Source organism: Frankia sp. Cppng1_Ct_nod (genome assembly GCF_920656135.1).
Classification (GTDB): domain Bacteria; phylum Actinomycetota; class Actinomycetes; order Frankiales; family Frankiaceae; genus Protofrankia; species Protofrankia meridionalis.
Genome location: NZ_CAKKTK010000036.1, coordinates 14,042 through 30,997, shown reverse-complemented (window position 1 = coordinate 30,997; position 16,956 = coordinate 14,042). Strand labels below are relative to the sequence as shown.

Sequence of the window (16,956 nt, the reverse complement as noted above, 5' to 3'; positions counted from 1 at the left end):
GACCGTCAGCCCTCCGGACAGGACCTCGGGACAAGGTCGATCAGAGCCTTGACATGGGGGTGCGCGGCGGCGCGGTCGGCCGGTACGAGACCGATGCGGGTACGGCGGTCGAGCAGGTCGTCCGCGTCGATGGCGCCCTCGTGGCGCAGCGCGAACAGCAGCTCCGCACCGGTCACATCCACGCTGTCGCACAGCGGCGCGAGCAGCCGCGGATCGCCCCGCGCACATTCGATCACCGCGGGCGCCTCGGTGCCGTAGCGGGCGACGAGCCGACGTGGAGCGTTCACGGTGGCGAGCGTCGCCCACCCGGCCGCGCCGACGAGGGGCAGCGTCCGGGTGCGGCATGGCCCCGCATCCAGACGGTCCGCCCGCACCAGCGCGTCCACGGCGTCGGCGGCCATCCGCCGGTATGTCGTGAGTTTGCCCCCGACAACGGTGACCACGCCGTCGGACGAGGTGAGCACGGCATGCCGGCGAGAGAGGTCCGCGGTGCGCCCGGCCTTTCCCGCGAGAAGCGGGCGTAGCCCGGCAAAGGCGCCGAGGACGTCGGCCCGGTCGACCGGTACCGCAAGGACGCTCGACATGACGTCCAGCAGATAGTCGATCTCCGCCGCGGTCGGTACCGGGGTGTCGGTGACGCCGTCCACGGGCTCGTCGGTGAGCCCGACGTAGACCCGTCCGCCGAGCTGCGGCAACGCGAACACGTACCGGTTGCGTTCGCCCGGTACCGGGACTGTGATCGCCGCCCGCAGCCCGCCGAAGACCGAGTCCGCCAGGACGATGTGGGTGCCACGGCTCGGGCGCAGGCGTACGTCGTCGCACAGCTCACCCGCCCACACCCCGGTCGCGTTCACCACCGTGCGAGATCTCAACGTGACGGTCGAACCGCTCAACGTGTCGATCGCGGCGGCACCATCACTGTTGGCCGCTACTACCCGACAACGGGTGATGATCCGGGCGCCGTAGCCAGCCGCTGTTCGGGCTATCGCGACCACCAGGCGGGCGTCGTCGACGAGCTGACCGTCCCAGGACAGCAACCCGCCGCGCAGCCCGCCCGCCCGCAGCGCCGGAACCATCGCCAGGGTCTCGACGGCGGTCAGCCGCCGCGGCCCGGGCAGTACCGTCCGCGGGGTACCAGCGGTACGACGGAGCAGATCGGCGAGGTGCAGGCCGGCGTCGACGACGAGCGCGGCACCGGCGGGGAACCCGGCCACCAGCGGAAGCAGCATCGGTAACGGCCGCAGTAGGTGCGGCGCGGTACTGCGTAGCAGGATGTCTCGTTCCCGGGCGCTTTCGCGGGCCAGGGCGAGGTCGCCGGTGGCGAGATAACGCAACCCGCCGTGCACGAGTTTGGAACTCCATCGGCTGGTACCGAAGGCCAGGTCGTGAGCTTCGACGAGCGCGACCGACAGCCCACGGCTCGCGGCGTCCATGGCGACTCCGGCGCCGGTCACCCCGCCGCCGATGACGAGGACGTCGACGATGCGACCGCCTGCGAGCTCGGCGAGGTCCCGGTCGCGCTGCCTGCGGTTCAGCGACGCGGTGTGGTTCGGTGATGCGGTGTGGTCCGGTGACCTGGACGGTGACCTGGACGGGATGCCGCGGTCGCGCTGTGACGACATCTGCCACAGTGTATTCGGTGACATCCTCGACGACGAGTAGTGATCATGACAGGCTGTGACGAAGCTGGTGGTGACGGCAGCGGAATGGTCTGGTGGGGCTGGGGTGCACCGGGCAGGCACACGCCGCTACCCGAAGGCGTCCGGTCCCTGCTCGAACAGGGTCTTGGCGTCACCCGCCACGACACCCCACCGGTGGACCCCGCCGAACTGCGCCTGCCGGTGGCACAACTCACCGGTGACGCCCGCGACGCGCTGATCGGCGCTGTCGGGTCCGCCTGGGTTCGAGACGACGCGACAAGCCGCGTCCGGCACTGCCGCGGGCGCTCCACGGTCGACCTGCTGCGCCTGCGGGCCGGTGATGCCCTCGACGCGCCGGACGCGGTTGTCCTGCCCGCGGACCACGACGAGGTGCTTGCGGTGCTGCGGGTCTGCGCCGCGCACCGGGTTGCGGTCGTGCCGTTCGGCGGCGGCACGTCGGTGGTAGGCGGTCTCGCGCCGGTACGCGGCGGCCTCGCCGGTGTGATCGCGCTCGACGTGGCCCGGATGAACCTGCTCCTGGGCGTGGATGCCGAGTCGCAGATCGCCACCTGCGAGCCCGGTCTGCGCGGCCCGGCGTTGGAGGCCGCGCTGGCCATCCACGGTTTCACCCTTGGGCATCTGCCGCAGTCGTGGGAGTACGCCACGGTCGGTGGGTTCGCCGCGACCCGGTCCAGCGGTCAGGCCTCCGCCGGCTACGGCCGTTTCGACAGCGTCGTCGTCGGCGTCCGGATCGCGACCCCGGCCGGAAGCTGGGAGCTGGGGCACGCCCCGGCGTCCGCGGCCGGACCCGACCTGCGTCAGCTGGTGCTCGGTTCGGAAGGCGCCTTCGGGGTCATCACCCAGGTGCGCCTGCGGGTCCGACCGGTGCCCGAGAAGAAAATCCACGAGGGCTGGCGACTGGCGGACTTCACCGGGGCGACGGCGCTGCTGCGCGCGATGGCCCAGCGGGACCTGCTGCCGACGGTCATGCGCCTGTCGGACGAGGTGGAGACCGCGGCCGGACTCGCGACCGCCCGCCCCGGCTCGGACGCAGGGACGGGCGGCTGCCTTCTGATCACCGGCTATGAGGGCCGTGCCGGATGGGTCGACGCACGTCGGGCCGAGGTTGCCGGCCTGTTGCGCGCGGCCGGGGCGGTCGCGTTGGGGGAGGATGCCGGCGCCCAGTGGGCACACGGCCGTTTCGACGGCCCGTACCTGCGCGATGCCCTGCTGGACGTCGGGATGTTCGCCGAGACGTTGGAGACGGCCGGGTTCTGGTCCGCGCTGTCCGGGCTGCACACCGGTGTGCGCGACGCGCTCACCGCGGCGCTGGCCGCCGAGGGCACGCCAGGTCTGGTGATGGGCCACATCTCGCACGTGTACCCGACGGGCGCGTCGCTGTACTTCACCGTCGTGTGCGGGCAGGTCGACGACTCGGTGGCACGGTGGCGGAGGGTGAAGGCCGCCGCGTCGCGTGTGATCACCGAAGCCGGCGCGACGATCACCCACCATCATGCGGTCGGCACTGATCATCGGCCCTGGCTCGCGGCGGAAATCGGGGACATCGGGGTGGCGGTGCTGCGCGCGGTCAAGAACACCCTGGACCCGGTCGGGATCCTCAACCCGGGAGTTCTCCTACCGTGAACGCAGGCAGCAGGAGCAGCGGGCGCTCGTCATCGTCGGACCGGGGCAGGCGTTCGGCGTCGCGCTCCTGCGGCGCTTCGCCCGTGAGGGCTTCGCGCTCGGCGTGATCGCCCGACACGGTCGACACGGTCGCGCGGGTCGAGACCGACCTCGCCCGGGACGGGCTCACCGTCTCCGGCGAGGTGGCCGACGTCACCGAACCGGGGGCCGCGGCAGCGGACCGAGCCGGACGTCGGTGGCACCAATGCTGCGCCCACGAGGCATCCGGTTACGTACCGTAGTGCTGGAGGCTCGGGTGGCGCCCAACGGCCGCCTGTCGCTGGAAGCGGTGGCCGACCACTTCTGGAACTCCTACTCCGCCCCACGCGGATCGGTTTTCCGGCTGGGCCCGCCGAGCGCATCCGACCGCACGCCGCAACTGTTCGGGGACGGGTAGTCGAAACACTGGGATGATCTGACCCAACTCGTGCCAGGATCCGCCGACCGTGCGACGATCCTGACCGTGAGCAGTGGACGTGATGACGGCCTGGACCGGGGGAGCGAGTCCGAGGACTCCACCCGCCGTCTCCCACCCGCCGGTGGAGCTACCGCGGCGGGGGCTGGGACGCGCAAGGCCCGGGTCGTGGGTCCGAGCGGTCCGCCGCCTCCGGTCGAGTCCTTCCGTCCGGCCGGTGAACGCGAGCAGACTCCGCCCACCGGTACCCGGCCGGTGGGTCCACCTCCCACCAGTTTCTATCCTGCCGGCCCGCCGCCGGTCGCGCCGACCGGTGTGATGGCCACACCAGCCGCGGCCGTGCCCGCGCCCCGCCGGCGCCGGCGGAAGTGGCCGATCATCACGCTGCTGGTGCTGCTCGTCCTGCTTGTCGTGGCCGACCGGGCGGCGGTCCCGATCGCCGAAGGTCAGATGAAGACGAAGGCGGAGGCGTCCATCGCGGCGACCAGCAAGGACCCGACGGTGGCGCCACCGAAGATCACGAATGTGAGTATCGGCGGCATACCGTTCTTCACCCAGGTCCTGTTCGGCAAGTACGACGACCTGAGGGTGACGGTCACGGGCATTTCCACGCCCGGTCCGCGAATCTCGGAGGTGAAAGCCAGACTCCAGGGCGTGCACGTGCCGTTCGGGGACGCGATCCGAGACAAGGTCGGCCAGGTGCCGGTGGACAAGGCGACCGCCAACATACAGATCACATATGCCGATCTGAATGCGTATCTGGGAGGTCTGAACCTGCCAATCGGGAAGGTTCAGGTGGCGCCGGCCGGTGACGGCAAGGTCAAGGTGACACTCAACAACGTGGCCCTGTTCAACAACGTGCCCCTGCTCAATTCGATCATTGGCCCGAAGTCGTTCGAGTTCGAGACCGGCTTCGCCGTCACGGACAACAATCTCAGCCTGGTTCTCCCCGGTGGTCTCGCGCTACCGGCGATCCCGTTGCCGATCGCCGGACTGCCGTTCAACCTGCGGATCGAGAGGGCCACGGCCGGCGCGAACGGCATCGCGGTGACCGCTGCCGCGACGGATGTCGTTCTTCCTGCAGGCTCCTGAGCTCGGTATCGAGCTGGTCACGTCGAATCGGCGACAGTTACCGGACCGCCGCGTATCTTACGCGTCATCCTCAGGCCGTGCCGGATACTGTCGCACTATCAACCGGTCGTCTACGGACATGACCGAACAGGCGCGGTCTGTTCCGCTGCGTCCAGTCCGTGCTGATGGGTCCACCCCGCCCTGGAACAAGATTCGTGGGCGGCGCTACGATCCGGACGAACCGCAAGATCGGACGATCCATGTCGAAGTAGTTCGGCGGGGCATCCGGCCTGTGTCCCGTCCTGAAGGGGGAAACACGTGCAGACGACCCTGAGAGTCGTCAGCGGCGCCAACGAAGCCACCGTGCCTGCCGGCCAGCCGTTCGTTGTCGGGCGCGCCCGCACGGCCGACTTCGTGATGCCGGACAGTCGGGTGTCACGCCAACACCTGCTCATCGAGCCGGTCGGCGCAGGCTGGGCGGTGCGCGACATCAGCACGAACGGCACCTGGCTGGACGGTCAGCGGGTGCAGAGCGTGGACGTGAACGGTGAGATCCGTTTTCGGCTGGGAACTCCGACCGGACCGGAGGTCGTTGTCCTTCCGGAGCAGCTCGCCGACTACGGCGACTCCCCTCGCTTCGAGGACCCGCACTTCGAGATGCCGACGATGCTCCGCGGCGGCGCCGGTTACGAGCGCGGTCCCCAGCTGCCCGCCGAGCCGCAGGTCAGACGCCGTGCCGATGGCGGCGGCCCCGACCTCGAGCGTGAGCACGAGCGCCGGACCGCCTACCGGCTGCGTTCCGGCACCATGTCGATCGGTCGTGCCCGTAACAACGACATCGTCGTGGGAGACCTGCTGGCGTCCCGCCGGCATGCCGAGCTGTACATCGGCCGCGACAACGGGGCTGTGGAGATCGCCGACCTCGACTCGGCCAACGGGACGTTCGTCAACGGCAAACGCATCCTCCGCGAGGCGGTGCCGCAGGGCGCGGTGATTGCTGTCGGTCACCACGTTTTCCAGCTCGAGGGCGACGAGCTCGTCGAGTACATCGACTCCGGGGACGTCAGTTTCGAGGCGGACGGCCTGAACGTGTGGGCCGGCCCCAAGCAGCTCATGCACGACATGACCTTCCGGCTGCCCGGACGGGCACTGCTCGCGGTGGTCGGGCCGAGCGGCGCGGGCAAGTCCACGCTGCTCAACGCTCTCACCGGGTTCCGTCCGGCGGACAAGGGCACGGTGCGTTACGCCGGCCGGGACATGTACTCCGAGTACGACGAACTGCGTCGCCGCATCGGCTACGTGCCCCAGGAAGACCTGCTCCACACCACCCTGAGCGTGCGGCGAGCGCTGGAGTTCGGTGCTGAACTGCGGTTCCCACCGGACACCACCAAGGAGGAACGCGGCGCCCGGGTGGACGAGGTCATTGCGGAGCTCGGGCTCACCCAGCACGCCGAAACGCAGGTGGCGAGGCTGTCCGGCGGGCAGCGCAAGCGCACCAGCGTCGCGCTCGAGCTGCTGACCAAGCCCACCCTGCTCTACCTGGACGAGCCCACGTCCGGTCTTGACCCGGGTATGGACAAGAACGTCATGGAGTCGCTGCGCAAGCTGGCCGACGACGGCCGCACGGTCGTCGTCGTCACCCACAGCGTTGCGCAACTGGAGCTCTGCGACTACGTCCTGGTGCTCGCCCCCGGTGGGTATGTCGCCTACTTCGGCCCGCCGCGTGACGCGTTGTCCTTCTTCGCGAAGAGGGATTATCCGGACGTGTTCCTGATGCTGGAGGCGACGCCCGGCGCGGAGTCGGCGGCCCGTTTCCGCCAGTCGCGGTACTACGTGCCCGCGTCGGTCACCGCTCCGTCGGCCCGCCCGGCGCCGGAGGATCTGCCGAGCATCCGCCAGCAGTCGGTGTTCTCCCAGCTGATCACATTAAGCCGGCGGACGTTGGCCGTTGTCGCGTCCGACAAGTCCTACCTGCGGCTCATCATCGCCTTCCCGTTCCTGCTCGGGTTCATCCCACGGGCCATACCCGGTGGATTCACCCTTCTCGGGGACGGTTCGCCGAACGCCGACGCCGGCACGATCCTGCTGGTGATGGTGTTGTGCGCCTGCTTCATGGGCATGGCGAACTCGGTCCGGGAGATCGTCAAGGAACGGGCGATCTACCGCCGGGAACGGGCGATCGGGTTGTCCCGAACCGCCTACATCGGCTCGAAGATCCTCGTTCTGGCTCTGATCACAACGTTGCAGGCCATCCCGTTCACCCTGATCGCTCTGGTCGGCCGGACACCCGAGAATTCGGTCGCGCTGGGTAACTCCCTGGTCGAGTGCCTGATCGCGGTGATCGTGGTGTCGCTGGCGTCGGCCATGCTGGGGCTCGTCATCTCCGCGATGGTCGACAATGCGGACAAGACCATGCCGCTGCTGGTGCTCATCACCATGGCGCAGCTGGTGTTCAGCGGCGGCATCCTGCCGGTACACGGTAAGCCGGGTCTGGAACAGGTCAGTATGATCGCGCCGGCCCGGTGGGGCTTCGCCTCGCTGGCCTCCGTCGGCGACCTGAACACGATCGGACTTGCCGGTGTGTTCCGTAAGGACAATCCCACCAAACTGGTCAACAGCAAGGTGGTCTTCGACCCGTTCTTCAAGAACACGTCCGAGGCCTATCTCATCGACATCGCCGCCGGGGTGGGGATCGGCGTCATCTGCGTCATCGCGACGGCGTTCCTGATCCGCCGGATGGACCCGAAGACCGTCAAGCGCAAGCCCGAATAGATCGGTCGCGCCCCCGCTGGGCTTACGGCCCCGGGCTTACGGCCCCGGGCCTGCTCAGCCGGAAGTCCAGCGGGGGGTGGCGTCGAGACCTGCGAACGAGGTCAGCTTCCGCGCGTTGGCATCGTCGTCCTGGTTCGCGTTCGTCACGTAGATCTCGGGGTTGGTCCCGCCGTCACGCTGGCTGCTGAAGGCGATGCGCTTGGTGTCCCCGGCCGCGAAGGAAGGGTCCTGGTCGCGGCCTCGGGCGTGCGTGAGCCGCGTCGCAGTCCCGCCACCCGCGTCCATGACGAAGATGTCCATCTCCGCAACGCCAGGGTCGAAGGCGCGGCGGAAGGCGATCCGCTTGCCGTCCGGGGACCAGCACGGATCGGCGTCAAAACCCTGGGCGCCGTCGGTGAGCTGGGTCGGTTTCGCGTCGGCCTTGTTCGGGTCGATCGTGAACAGGGCGCCGCCGTCGACGTCGCCCACGGGCACGAAGTAGACGATCCGGTTACCCAGCGGCGACCAGGACGGGTCGGTCGCGTCGTCCTGCACCGGGAGCTTCTTCACGCTGGATCCGTCGATGGCCACCTTGTAGAGGCCGGCTCCGCCGCCGTTCGGCCCGGCGGTGGCCTTGATGACGACGAACTTCCCGTCCGGGTCCACCGTGGCGCGGGCATCCGGTGCGATCCGGACGCCGGCGGCCGGGCCGGTGGTGAACAGGGCCATCGGAGCGCTGCTGCCGTCCGCGGCGATCGCGGCCAGGGACGGCGACGAGCCACCCACGGTGTAGATGACCGTGCGCCGCTTCGGGACGATCACCGGGAGGATGTGCTGCGCGGCCCCGGTGGTCAGCTGGTGCTGCTCCGCGGGGCGGCCGTCCGGGCCGACCCGCACGCTCCAGATGTCACGATTGCCGCTCTGCTCGCTCATGTACACGAAGGTGTCGTCGTCGAGGCCCTGCGTGGATCTCGGCATGATGTCGGCCACCGGCACCCCGCCGGTACCTGACGGGTGGCTGCTCAGCGCCAGTACGGCGCCGAGCACGGCCACCCCCGCGACCCCGGCGCCGGCGACCACGAGTGCCACCGCGCGATGCGACGGCGGGGGCGGCGTGTCCGCCCCCACACTGGTCGGTGTCAGCGTCATGCCGCCGACTCCGGACCGGTCACCGGCAGTACGGGTACTCCCCGGAGCGGGCAGCTTCCAGTCGCGTAACACCTGGGTGACCGTCGCTTCGGGGTCGATCGGCCCCGTCGCCGTCGGCTCACCGAGCAGCCGCAGCATCAGCTGCTGCGCGGACGGCCGGACCGAGGGATCCTTCGCCATCGCGCTTTCGACGATTTCGCGCAGGGAGTCGTCCAGCCCGTCGAGGCGCGGCTGTTCGTTCACCGCCCGGTAGAGCAGGACCTGCGCGGAGGCCTCGCCGAACGGGTAACGGCCGGTCGCGGCGAAGGTGACGAGCCCGCCCCAGGCGAAGATGTCCACCGCCGAGGTGATCGCGGCACCCTCGATCTGCTCCGGTGCCATGAACGCGGGGGTGCCGAGCTGCTGGAGATCCCCGGTGAGGTTACTGACGGAGTCCAGGGCCCGGGCGATCCCGAAGTCGATGACCCGGGGTCCGAAGGGGGAAAGCACCACGTTGGACGGCTTGAGGTCGCGGTGGACGATACCGGCGCCGTGGATCGCGGTCAGGGCCGCGGCAACACCGACCGCGAGCTGCTCGAGGTTCGCGGCCGACAGCGGGCCGCCGTCCGACACGAACTTCGCGAGCGTCCGCCCCTCGATGAACTCGGTGACGAGGTAGGGCTGCTCGGCGTCGGGAGCGGCGTCGAGCACCTCGGCCGTGCACACCCGGGCAACCCGGCGGGCCGTATCGGCCTCCAGCCGGAAGCGGGTGCGGAACTCGTCGTCGTCGGCCACGTCGGCGCGGATCACCTTGATGGCGACCAGCCGGCCGGTCTCGGAACGCCCGAGGTAGACGGTGCCCATCCCGCCCTGGCCGAGTTTGCCGATCAGGGTGTAAGAACCGAGCTGCCTGGGATCCTCGGGGCCGAGTGGGACGGTCGGCACGTCCACGGCTGCATCCGGCGTTGCCATCGTTTGACTTACCCCCACACCGCGTTCCGATCAGAACGCCCTGTCAGACCGGCCGGACCAGCCCTAAAGGTACTCCGGTGGTCGTATCACCGACTCCGTTCTTTGTCGTCCGATCAGGCATGACATGCTCATCGCGGAAACGGGGTGCACATACAAGCGGGTTCCACACGCGGAAAGGCCGGGGGATGGCACGGTCGCGAGGCCTGGTTCCTGTGCTCGTTCTTGTACTGGCCGTCGGGGCGGTGGCTGCGATCGGCCTCGGTATCGCGACTTTCGGCGGTAACGGTTCTCCGCGGGCGGCGAGCACCGGCCCCGCCGCGTCGCGTACCCCGACGCCCACCCCCACGCCGACCGCCGAACCCACCGCGCCGGTGTGGGGGTTCGTCCGTTCGGACGAGGTGGCGCCACCGCTCGGGGTCGCACGCACGCCCGCGCCCTTCGTGCAGGCCGGTAGCTGGCAGTCCGTGGCGGGTACCAGGGAGGCATCGGCCACGGTGATCCGGCGGGACACCGGTCACTACAACGTGATCTTTCCCGGGGTCGGGGTGCCCGGCGGCCGAGGCGTCGCGGTGGCGTCCGCGATCGGTGAGGATCCCGTGAGCTGCCACACCGAGACGTGGACGCCGACGGGTCTGGCCGAGGAGGTGACGCTGACGTGCCGGTCGCCTGCCGGGACATACGTCGACTCGCGTTTCACCGCGTTGTTCACGTTCGCTCCCGCCTCCTACCGGCCGTCCTCGACCCTGCCCGACGCGTACTTCCGGGGGCGGGGGACAAACCCGCCCACCGGCGGGCAGCCGGATTCGGTCCCTCCCTACATGTACCTCCGTGACGACGCGCCGACCGAGGCGCTGGTCCAGGCGGGCAACTTCTACAACGTCGTGGGCCCGACCGCGCCCCTTGCGATCAAAAGGATCGGTGTCGGCCACTACTCGATCGACCTGATCGGTCCCGCGTACTCCTCCCGGGAAGGCAACAACCTCCAGGTCAACGCGGTCGGTTCCACCCCCGCCGGTTGCAACCCGCTCGGCCGCGACGAGTTGGCGGACCGGCAGACCATCTTCGTGGGCTGCGCTGTCGGCGAGACCTGGACGGATACGCCGTTCGTCCTCCTGTACGCCAACCAGCACGCGATGATCCCGGCGGACAACGTTGCGTTCGGCCACGCGTTCTCCGGCCAGGAGGTCGAGGCGACAGGGAAGATCGTCCAGCCGCCGCTGGGCAGGACGGTGAACGCGTGGGACAAGTACACCGCCAGCAGCGCCGGGAAAGTGAACACCGTCCGTCACACCTCGGCCGGGACGTACGAGGTGACTTTTCCGAGCGTCGGCCGGGTGCCTGACGACGTTCAGGTCGTTGCGTACGGTGAGCCGACCCACCGGTGCGCGATCGGGGGATGGACATTGCCAGGTGCGGGAACGCCGGGCGACGTGACGGTGACCATCGTCTGCGTCGATCCGCGGGGTGCCCGTTCCGACACCCAGTTCAGCCTCGCCTATCTGAGTGCCGCGGCCCTGCCGTCCTGAGGAGTCTGTGTCCGCCTTCACCACTGCGCGCCTACGGTGACCACCGGATCCGCCGTGGTGGGGACGTGGGCAGTTCCCCCCGTGAACTGCCGCACCGACCCCACCCGGCTGACCCGCGGATCTGATCCAAGCGGATAAACACGTTTCAAACCTCGTCATTCGCCGGGTTCCGGGCACAAGTTCCCCGCGAAACACCGTCCGGGGCGCCGGCAATAACGGGAAGGTCTACCCGACGGGAACGGTGCGTACGGACTCCTGCGGACCGGTGAGTCCCGCGAACCGGGCGATCATCTCAAGGGAACGTAGCCGGTCGGCATGTGGGTGGACGTTTGTCGTAATCATGATCTCGTCTGCGTCGGTCGCGTCGATCAGTGCGTCGAGGCCTGCGCGGACGGTGTCGGGCGAGCCGACGACATGGGACGACGTAGCGTTGTCCGCGGCGGCACGTTCGGCGGGTGTCCACGGGTGGGCGTCGGCTTCCTCAGGGGTGGGGAAGACGCCGGGGAGTCCCTGACGCAGCCGCAGCATCGACAGCCGGATCGGCCCCGCGAGCCACTGCGCAGCCTCGTCCGTGTCCGCGCAGACGACGGCAGCGGCAACCATGGCGTAGGGCCGGTCCCGGCTCGGGGACGGGCGGAACGCCGAACGGTACAGCTCCAGCGCCGGGAGGGTGTTCACCGAGCTGAAGTGATGCGCGAATGCGAACGGGAGGCCGAGGAACCCGGCGAGTTGCGCGCTGTACCCGCTGGACCCGAGCAGCCAGACGGGCGGCATCTCGCTGTGGGGAACGGCGGTCACGGTCTGCAGCGGATGGTCGTCGGGGAAGGAGCTGCCGAGGAAAGCGACGAGCTCGGCGAGCTGGGCGGGAAAGTCGTCGGCGGACAACGGTCCGCTCGAGCGCCGCAGCGCGCGGGCGGTGGCCGCGTCGGTTCCCGGTGCCCGACCGATACCGAGGTCGACACGTCCCGGGAACAGTGCCCCGAGGGTCCCGAACTGTTCGGCGACGACCAGGGGTGCGTGGTTGGGCAGCATGATTCCGCCCGAACCGACGCGGATGGTCTCCGTTACGGCCCCGACCTGTCCGATCAGGATGGACGTCGCGGAACTTGCGATGCCGGGCATGCCGTGGTGTTCGGCGATCCAGTACCGGGTGTATCCGAGCCGCTCGGCATGGCGTGCGAGGTCGAGAGTGTTGCGCACCGCCTGCGCCGGCGTTGAACCGGATGAGACCGGTACAAGGTCGAGGACGGACAGCGGCACGGCACGCGTGGAATTCACTTCGGACGTAACCTCCGACCCGTACGAGGATCTTCCCGGACGCTTCCCCTGTGTAACACCTCCGGCGATCCCACTCGACCGGGGTGCAACCGGCCGGGACCCGGTACTGTGGTCAGGTGCCGGCCGCGACATGGCCCCCGGGCTCACCCCAATGTCGCTGCGAGCGACCACGCGCCGAGAGGCGACCTGCGCGGTCGGCACCTTATTCCTCAGGCGCTCTTATTCGAGCTGCAGGATGTCGTTGACCGGCCGGCGGGGGGTCGGGTCGAGCGGCTTGGCGTCCGGCAGCGGGTAACCGATCCTAATGATCATCTGGATGTGTCCGAGACCGCCGACCGAGTGTCGCAGGAGTTCCCGGGTCGACTCGAGGTCGACGGCCTGACCCAGCGGTGACGTGGCGACGCCGTGCGCGGTCGCGGTCAACAGGACCCGTTCCATGGCCTGGCCGGCGCGCAGCCGGTCGGCCGGGGCGTCGCCGTCCGTGCCGATCAACACCACCATGGGACGTTCCACACCGGCCTGACGCAGGTGCAGGCCGGGTTCGCCGACCACGTCGAAGTCACGGATCACGAACTCGGACTGTCGGGGCCGGTCTGTGTCGACCACGACATCGCGGGGTATGCCGTCGACCGCGTTCGGTGCGGTCCGGCTCCATGATTCCAGCTCGGCCCGGTACGCCGGGTCGTGATTTTCCATCCAGTCGGCGCGGGCGATCAGCACGCTGGTGTCGATGCGAAGGTCGGCGTCGTCAAGGGCAACCAGCCATGCGGCCTCCGTCTCGGCGGCGCGTCGCAGCGCACGCAGGACGTCCGGGGCAAGGGTGCGTGGGTCGAAGGGCCTGCGATCGGTGTGCCGATGGTGTGTTGCGGCGAGCAGCGTGTCGTCCTCGGGACCGGCTGGCTGGCCACTGGTGACGTTGATCGTGGCCAACGGCCCGGCGTCGAGTTCGTCGCTTCCCGCCGGGAAGATCGTCACCTTCGGGGTGAGCCCGGCGCCGCGGATCGCGAGCCGGGCGTGCAGGAGTGCTGCCCCGCAGCTCAGCAGGAGCTGACGGCCGTCCGGATCGGCGACACCCAGCTGCCGGGAGGTGTCCGCGAGGAGGTCAAGACCGTGGTCTGTCGCCCGCCAACGCCACGGCTGGGTGTTGTGGATCGAGGGGGCCAGGCCTGCCGTCGCGACGATGGTGCGGACCAGGTCTGCTGACAGTGTGTCGGTGCTAGTCACTCATACGACGGTAGGCCCTTCGGTCCGTCATGTCCTGTTGCTGGCGAACCATGGTCGTCAAGGGGCTGTCGGCAGGTATCGTCGGTTCGGTGGAGCCTATCCGCGTTTTCGTTCTCGATGACCACGAGATCGTCCGGCGCGGGATGCGTGAGTTGCTGGAAAGCCAGGGCGACATCAAGGTCGTGGGGGAGGCCGGCCTCGCCGCGGAGGCCCTGCGACGCATCCCGGCCCTGCGTCCCGACGTCGCGATACTCGACGCGCGGTTGCCTGACGGCAGCGGCATCGACGTGTGTCGCGACATCCGTTCCGGCACGCCGGAGGTCCCTTGCCTGATTCTCACATCCCACGACGACGACGAGGCACTCTTCGCTGCGATCATGGCTGGAGCGGCCGGCTATGTGCTCAAGCAGATCAGAGGAAATGATCTTATTGGTGCTGTCCGGACCGTCGCGTCCGGTCAGTCCATGCTCGACCCCGCCGTCACCCAGCGGGTGCTGACCCGGCTGCGGGACGGCGCCCCCGAAGACCGTCTGCTGTCCGCCCTCAGCGAGCGGGAACGCCAGATCCTCAGCCTGATCGCCGAGGGGTTGACCAATCGCCAGATAGCCAGCCGGATTCACCTCGCGGAGAAGACGGTGAAGAACAACGTCTCCAGCATCCTGGAGAAGCTCGGACTGACCAGCAGGACGCAGGCGGCGGTCTTCGCCACCAAGCTGACCGGCTGACCGGCCGGTTATCGGGCTGACCGGCTGACCGGCCGGTTATCGGGCTGACCGGCCGACGGCCCGCGGTGTCGGGACTTTCGGTCCCGTGGTCTACCCGAATCGCTCTCGTTCGCGTCGCCGGGCGCTGCGAGCGTGAACGGTGTGGAGACGACATTCGATATCGTGGTGGGGATCGACGCGTCCGCGGACGCCGAGTTGGCCCTGCGGTGGGCTCTGACAGACGCCGGGCTGACCGGGACACGGATACGGGCGGTGCTCGCCTGGGGTCCGGGTGGACGTCCACGGGTGGTCGACGACATCTCGCCGTCGATCGGAGTGGACGACCTCGAGCGTGCGGCGTTGCAGGTGCTGCACGACGCGGTCCGGCGGACGCCGGCTTGCGACCTTGCTGTCGATGTCGTTGAACGGACGGTGTACGACGCGCCGTCGGATGCCCTGGTGGAGGAGTCCCGGGACGCGCTGATGCTCGTTGTCGGCGCCCGTGGGCTCGCCCGGATGCGTCGGATGTTCGTCGGCTCGGTCAGTGCGCGATGCGCACAGGAAGCACCCGTTCCTGTGGTCATCGTGCGCGGGCCGGCTCCACCGCAACCGGACCGTCGTCCGATCCTGGTCGGTGTCGACGGCTCGGTGCGCTCCCTGGCGGCGCTGCGTTGGGCGGCGGTCGCGGCCAGGCTGCGCCGCGTCCCCCTGCGGGTCGTGCACTGCTGGGACGCCGCGCGGTACGGGCAGGCAGAGCAGTACCGGCACGCAGAGCTGTCCCCGCACGCCGGATGCCTCCCCATGATCGACGAGGCGGTGCTGGAGAAGGCCGCCCGCATCACCCTTGACACAGCCCTTGAAGAAGGGCTTGCAAGCGATAGCGATGTTGCCGTCGACGCCGCGCTGGTGGCCGGCTCGGCGGCCCACGGCCTGATCGTGGCCGCCCGTTCGGCTCAGTTGCTGGTGGTCGGCGCCCGCGGCCACGGCGGGTTCAGCGGACTGCTGCTCGGGTCGGTCAGCCACCAGGTTGTGACGCACGCTCCGTGCCCGGTCGCTGTCATCCGCTGAAAGGAAAACAGATGAACCAGGAACACCTGAGCCAGGAACAGACCGGCCGGGAACAGACCGGCCGGGAATGCAGATGAGCCACGACACGATCGCCCGGTGGCAGTTCGCGATCACTACCGTCTACCATTTCCTGTTTGTTCCGCTGACGATCGGGCTGTCGCTTCTGGTCGCAGGAATGCAGACCGCCTGGAACCGGACCGGCAGCGTCGAGTGGCTCCGTCTGACCCGTTTCTGGGGCAAGTTGATGCTCATCAACTTTGCGATGGGGGTGGTCACCGGCATCGTCCAGGAATTCCAGTTCGGAATGAACTGGTCGGACTACTCGCGTTTCGTCGGGGACGTCTTCGGCGCGCCGCTGGCCATGGAGGCGCTCATCGCCTTCTTCCTGGAGTCCACCTTCCTCGGCCTGTGGATCTTCGGATGGGACCGGCTGCCCAAGCGGGTCCACCTCGCCACGATCTGGCTGGCCTCCCTCGGGACGGTGATCAGCGCGTACTTCATCCTGGCCGCGAACTCGTGGATGCAGCATCCGGTCGGCTACCGGATCAACCCGCGGACCGGACACGCGCAGCTCACGTCGATCTGGAAGGTGCTGACCAACCCGACACAGATGGTCACCTTCCCGCACGTGCTGATGGCCTCGCTGCTCACCGGGGGTGCCGTGGTGGTCGGGCTGTCCTGTTGGCATCTACGGCGAGGTCACCAGGTCGAGCTGCACCGGCGGGCCGTGCATCTCGGCCTGGTCGTGTGCGCTGTGGCATCGGTCGGGGTGATGCTGTCCGGTCACTTCCAGGGGCAGGTCATGACCAGGCAGCAGCCGATGAAGATGGCGTCCGCCGAGGCCCTGTGGGACACGGAGGACGGCGCCGGCCTGTCCCTGTTCGCCTACGGGGATGTCTCCCACGGCGACAACAAGATCGATATCAAGATCCCGCACCTGATGGCGTTCATGGCGACGAACTCCTTCTCCGGGAAGGTCCAGGGAGTCAACGACCTGCAGGCCGCGGAGGTCGCCCGATACGGCCCGGGTGACTACACGCCGGTCATGGGCGTCACCTTCTGGAACTTCCGCATCATGATGGGTCTCGGCGCCGTCTACTTCGGCCTGTCCCTGCTGGGGCTGGCGCGGATGCGCGGCGGCCACCTGCCCGGCGGGCGTTTCCTGCTGTTGGCGTTCATGTGGGCCGCGGCCCTTCCGTATGCGGCCAACACCGCAGGCTGGATCTTCACCGAGATGGGGCGTCAGCCCTGGGTGGTGTTCGGCCTGCTGCGGACATCCAGCGCTGTCTCACCCGGAGTGTCCACCGCTGCGGTGATCGCGACCCTGGCCGGCTTCACGGTCATCTACGGGGCGCTGGCCACGGTCGCGCTGCGGCTGTTCCTGCGGCATGGCCGGCACGAGATCCCGGCGCTGAGCCCGAACGTGACCATCAGTGGCGAACCGCGGGTCGGCGTCGCGTTGCCGTCGCTGGCCTACTGACACCCGGCGGGCCTCC

Annotated in this window: 13 protein-coding genes; 8 read left to right on the top strand and 5 right to left on the bottom strand. The window is 69.1% G+C overall.

Annotation, left to right across the window (positions count from 1 at the left end):
• Positions 1–5: 5 nt before the first annotated feature.
• Positions 6–1,622, bottom strand: coding sequence for a glycerol-3-phosphate dehydrogenase/oxidase (locus NBW77_RS12335; protein ID WP_131745910.1), 1,617 nt, complete (start codon positions 1,620–1,622; stop codon positions 6–8).
• A gap of 45 nt (positions 1,623–1,667) precedes the next feature.
• On the opposite strand from NBW77_RS12335, the gene NBW77_RS12330 reads away from it, so the two are divergent.
• Positions 1,668–3,284: an FAD-binding oxidoreductase gene (locus NBW77_RS12330; protein WP_250279727.1), complete on the top strand. Its 1,617-nt coding sequence runs from the start codon at positions 1,668–1,670 to the stop codon at positions 3,282–3,284.
• Here the strand turns inward: NBW77_RS12330 and NBW77_RS12325 are convergent.
• A complete protein-coding gene (locus NBW77_RS12325) occupies positions 3,259–3,453 on the bottom strand; it encodes a hypothetical protein (RefSeq protein ID WP_242605676.1) in 195 nt (64 codons plus the stop codon). The genes NBW77_RS12330 and NBW77_RS12325 overlap by 26 nt on opposite strands.
• A gap of 75 nt (positions 3,454–3,528) precedes the next feature.
• On the opposite strand from NBW77_RS12325, the gene NBW77_RS12320 reads away from it, so the two are divergent.
• From NBW77_RS12320 to NBW77_RS12310, 3 genes are all read left to right on the top strand, one after another.
• Positions 3,529–3,720: a hypothetical protein gene (locus NBW77_RS12320; protein WP_250279726.1), complete on the top strand. Its 192-nt coding sequence runs from the start codon at positions 3,529–3,531 to the stop codon at positions 3,718–3,720.
• Between the two features lie 66 nt (positions 3,721–3,786).
• On the top strand, positions 3,787–4,830 hold the full coding sequence (locus NBW77_RS12315) for an LmeA family phospholipid-binding protein (protein ID WP_131745912.1): 1,044 nt from the start codon (positions 3,787–3,789) through the stop codon (positions 4,828–4,830).
• A gap of 297 nt (positions 4,831–5,127) precedes the next feature.
• Complete coding sequence (locus tag NBW77_RS12310; RefSeq protein WP_131745913.1) at positions 5,128–7,581, top strand: FHA domain-containing protein; 2,454 nt, start codon at positions 5,128–5,130, stop codon at positions 7,579–7,581.
• Positions 7,582–7,635: 54 nt separating this feature from the next.
• On the opposite strand, the gene NBW77_RS12305 is transcribed toward NBW77_RS12310, so the two are convergent.
• A complete protein-coding gene (locus tag NBW77_RS12305) occupies positions 7,636–9,660 on the bottom strand; it encodes a protein kinase domain-containing protein (RefSeq protein ID WP_250279725.1) in 2,025 nt (674 codons plus the stop codon).
• A 185-nt stretch (positions 9,661–9,845) separates the two neighbouring features.
• Between NBW77_RS12305 and NBW77_RS12300 the strand changes: the two genes are divergently transcribed.
• On the top strand, positions 9,846–11,186 hold the full coding sequence (locus tag NBW77_RS12300) for a hypothetical protein (protein ID WP_165485914.1): 1,341 nt from the start codon (positions 9,846–9,848) through the stop codon (positions 11,184–11,186).
• 225 nt (positions 11,187–11,411) lie between these two features.
• Here the strand turns inward: NBW77_RS12300 and NBW77_RS12295 are convergent, their stop codons facing one another.
• On the bottom strand, positions 11,412–12,464 hold the full coding sequence (locus NBW77_RS12295; protein WP_242605678.1) for an LLM class flavin-dependent oxidoreductase: 1,053 nt from the start codon (positions 12,462–12,464) through the stop codon (positions 11,412–11,414).
• Between the two features lie 219 nt (positions 12,465–12,683).
• Positions 12,684–13,688 (bottom strand): Acg family FMN-binding oxidoreductase, encoded by a 1,005-nt coding sequence (locus tag NBW77_RS12290; protein ID WP_242605679.1) that lies wholly within the window; start codon positions 13,686–13,688, stop codon positions 12,684–12,686.
• Between the two features lie 89 nt (positions 13,689–13,777).
• On the opposite strand from NBW77_RS12290, the gene NBW77_RS12285 reads away from it, so the two are divergent.
• From NBW77_RS12285 to NBW77_RS12275, 3 genes are all read left to right on the top strand, one after another.
• A complete protein-coding gene (locus tag NBW77_RS12285) occupies positions 13,778–14,413 on the top strand; it encodes a response regulator (RefSeq protein ID WP_131745934.1) in 636 nt (211 codons plus the stop codon).
• Positions 14,414–14,554: 141 nt separating this feature from the next.
• The gene (locus tag NBW77_RS12280; protein ID WP_242605680.1) at positions 14,555–15,460 is read left to right on the top strand and encodes a universal stress protein; all 906 of its coding nucleotides are present in this window, start codon (positions 14,555–14,557) and stop codon (positions 15,458–15,460) included.
• Between the two features lie 73 nt (positions 15,461–15,533).
• On the top strand, positions 15,534–16,940 hold the full coding sequence (locus tag NBW77_RS12275) for a cytochrome ubiquinol oxidase subunit I (RefSeq protein ID WP_131745916.1): 1,407 nt from the start codon (positions 15,534–15,536) through the stop codon (positions 16,938–16,940).
• Positions 16,941–16,956: the final 16 nt, after the last annotated feature.